Source organism: uncultured Abyssibacter sp. (assembly GCF_964000955.1).
Lineage (GTDB): Bacteria > Pseudomonadota > Gammaproteobacteria > Nevskiales > OUC007 > Abyssibacter.
The window spans coordinates 1-3,319 of the sequence record NZ_CAXFCL010000254.1 but is presented as its reverse complement, the minus strand read 5'-3'; the positions used below and the strand labels follow the sequence as shown (position 1 = coordinate 3,319).

Below are 3,319 nucleotides of genomic sequence, written 5' to 3'. Positions count from 1 at the left end.
AGCAGGTCCTCCAGCGAACTCATGCCGACACGCTGCAATTCGGCCTGAACGTCGACCACCTCCCGGCGCGCCGCGATCTCGGCGCTCAGCGCTTCCGCATCGGCCTGAGCCGTGCGGTAGCTCGCCGCCAGCGACGCCCAGCGTCGCCACGCACCCCGCTCGGCGGCGCGCTGATCGTTCTGCGCCGCCGCCGCCTGGGCCTCGGCCGCCGACGCGCCCGACCAGACCGACGCGCTGATGGGCAGCTCGATCATCGCGCCGATGCTCCAGGCATCCGGGTCGTGCCCGTTGCCCTGGAACTGGGTGTAGTCGGCCTGCGCGGACAGGCGGGGCCACAGCCGTCGTCTGGCTTCGCGAGCCCGCGCCGCGGAAGCCTGCGCGGAGGCATCGGCAAGTTGCGCCGGCAGAAACTCGTCAGGTGCGGTCGGCCAGTCCGGCACGACGATGTCTTCATGACTCGGCATGGCATTGGACCCGGTCGCCTCCTCCAGCGCGACCAGCGCTTCCTGAACCCCGCCGACCAGTCGCACCTCGTCGGACTGCAAGCGCGCGAGTTCGGCCTGGGCCAGCAGCAATTCAGCCCGCGATGCCTGCTCGGATTCCACCAGTTCGCGCACCCGGTTGACGGTTTGCTCCACGCGCCGACGCTGGGTTTCCAGCGCCTGTTGCTGCACGCGCAACGCGGACAGGCCCACATAGGCCGCCACGGCGTCGTGCAGCTTCAGCAACTGGGCCTGCCGGGCCGCGAGTTCGCTTTGCCGCAGATCGGAGCGGGCCGCGTCCCGCGCTGCACGCACGGCGCCGTTCAGGTCGATGGGCAGGCGATAAAACGCGGTGTAGGCGGTCATCTCCTCCGCGAACGGCGGGTTCGCCAGCGCCGCCGGCGACAGCACGCCGAGAAAGCGCTGATCCTCGTAACGCGACACCGATGCCCGCAGCCCGCCGGCACCAAACCACTGGCCGCGCGCCGCGGACAAACCCTCCCGCGCGGCATCCTCGCGCTGCGCGGCGGCGACGACACCGGGATGCTCCAGCGTCTGCGTCAGCAGTGTCCGCAGCTCCTCGTTCGCGGCATATCCCGGCACAGCGATGCAGCCGCCGAGGCAGAACAGCAACCAGCGCATCAGCGGCCTCCGGACGCCCCGTCGGACGTGCCCGCCGCGTCTTCGTCACGCAGCTCGAACCACATCGCGTTGAGCACGCCGAAGGTCAGGGCGAGTCCCAGACCCAGAATCCAGGCGAAATACCACATCGTCGAAACCTCCTAGTAATGATCAGCCTGACCGCGCACATGCTCCAGCGTGACCGTGCCCCGCAGCACGCGGAACACCCACGCGGTGTAGAGCAGCACCAGGGGCAGGAACACCAGCGTCGCGACCAGCATGATGAACAGCGTGGCCTGGCTGCTGGACGCATCCCAGACCGTCAGGCCGGCGCCCGGCACGGTCGATGAGGGCATCAGGAACGGGAACAACCCAAAGCCCGCGGTGAGGATCACCCCGGCCTGCACCAGACTGCTGGTGACGAACGCCAGGCCGGCACGACCGGCGCGCAGCAGCAACATGCTGGCGATGGCGGCGAGATACACCACCACCGGCGCCGCGATCATCCACGGATAGGTGCCGAAGTTCGCCAGCCACGCGCCGCCCTCGAGGATCACTTCCTTGCGCAGCGGATTCGACGGACCCGCGACATCGGCGGCACCGACGATTCGTGCGCCCTCGATGCCGGGGAGCCAAAGCCCGGCCAGGGAGAACGTCACCAGCAGCACCAGCCCGCTCCAGAAGCCAGCCGAGCGTGCCCGGCCCGCCATCGGCTCGCCGACCTTCAGTGCCGCGTAGGTGGCGCCCTGGAGCACCAGCATGCTCAGGCTGACGACGCCGACCAGCAGCGCGAACGGATGCAGCAGCGCGAAAAAGCTGCCGGTGTAAACCGGGCGCGCCAGACCGTCGATGTGAAACGGCAGCCCCAGGAACAGGTTGCCGAAGGCCACGCCGAACAGCAGCGAGGGCACGGCGCCACCGATGAACAGCGCCCAGTCCCAGACCCTGCGCCAGCGGGCATCCGGCACCTTGTTGCGGAACATGAACCCGACCGGACGCAGGATCAGCGACAGCAGCACCAGCAACATCGCCAGGTACAACCCAGAGAACGACGCGGCGTAGAGCAGCGGCCAGGCCGCGAAGGCCGCACCGCCACCGAGGATGAACCACACCTGGTTGCCGTCCCAGACCGGCTCGATCGTCTCCAGAAACGCACTGCGCTCGTCATCGTCGCGGCCCAGCCAGCGGAACAGCGTGGCCACGCCCAGATCGAAGCCGTCCATCACCGCGAAGCCGATCAGCAGCGCCCCCAACAGCAGCCACCAGATGACTCGCAAGATTTCATAGTCAAGCATGCTGCACTCCTTGGGTCGGCGCGCCGGTCGCGGGCCAGTAGCCCAGCCCGTCCGGACCGCGTCGGATCATCCGTTGCATGAGAAACACGTCGACGACCAGCAGGGCCGTGTAGAACACCACGAACCCGGTCAGCGACAGCACGACATTGGTGGCCGAGGTCGCCGATACGCCGAGGAAGGTCGGCAGCACGCCCTCGATGGACCAGGGTTGTCGGCCGTACTCGGCGACGATCCACCCCAGTTCCGCCGCGATCCACGGCAGCGGCAGCGCGACGCAGGCCAGCGTCAGGAACCAGCGATGACGTTCCAGTTGCTGCTTGGCCGACAAATAGAACGCGAACGCGAACAGGGCGATGAAGAAGAAGCCCAGCGCCACCATCACGCGAAAGGCCCAGAACAGCACCGGCACGTCGGGAATCGTCGATTCCGCGGCGGCGTCGATATCGGCCTCGGTGGCTTCGGCCGGGTCGTCCACGTGGCGCAGCAGCAGCAGACCGTGGCCGAGATCCTCACGGTGGGCGTCGAAGCGCTCACGCGCGGCCGTGTTGTCCGGATTCTCGCGCAGCTCCTGCAACGCGCCATGCGCCTGCACGCCGCTGACGATGCGCTCGCGGTTGTGCTCGACGAGTTCGTTGATGCCCGGAATCTCCTCGTCGATGGAACGGGTCGCGATCAGGCCCAGCGCCCAGGGAATCTTCACCTCGGCGTGAGTCTCACGCGCATCCACGTCCGGGAAGCCGAACAGCGCGAACCCGGCCGGCGCCGGCTCGGTCTCCCACATCGCCTCGATCGCGGCAATCTTCATCTTCTGGTGCTCGGTGGCCGTGTAGCCGGATTCGTCACCCAGCACCACCACCGACAGCGCCGACGCCAGCCCGAAGCTGGCCGCAACCGCCATCGACCGCTTGGCGAACGCCCGGT

At 68.3% G+C, this 3,319-nt stretch carries 4 protein-coding genes; all 4 read right to left on the bottom strand.

The features are described from left to right. A partial coding sequence (locus ABNS06_RS12315) for a TolC family protein (protein WP_348674897.1) occupies nucleotides 1-1,124 on the bottom strand: 1,124 nt, incomplete at its 3' end. Further along, nucleotides 1,124-1,252: a cytochrome bd-I oxidase subunit CydX gene (cydX, locus tag ABNS06_RS12310; protein ID WP_348674896.1), complete on the bottom strand. Its 129-nt coding sequence runs from the start codon at nucleotides 1,250-1,252 to the stop codon at nucleotides 1,124-1,126. The genes ABNS06_RS12315 and cydX, both read right to left, overlap by 1 nt. A gap of 12 nt (nucleotides 1,253-1,264) precedes the next feature. Then, entirely contained in the window at nucleotides 1,265-2,398 is a 1,134-nt protein-coding gene (gene cydB, locus ABNS06_RS12305) for a cytochrome d ubiquinol oxidase subunit II (protein WP_348674895.1), read from the bottom strand. Then, a partial coding sequence (locus tag ABNS06_RS12300) for a cytochrome ubiquinol oxidase subunit I (protein ID WP_348674894.1) occupies nucleotides 2,391-3,319 on the bottom strand: 929 nt, incomplete at its 5' end. The genes ABNS06_RS12300 and cydB, both read right to left, overlap by 8 nt.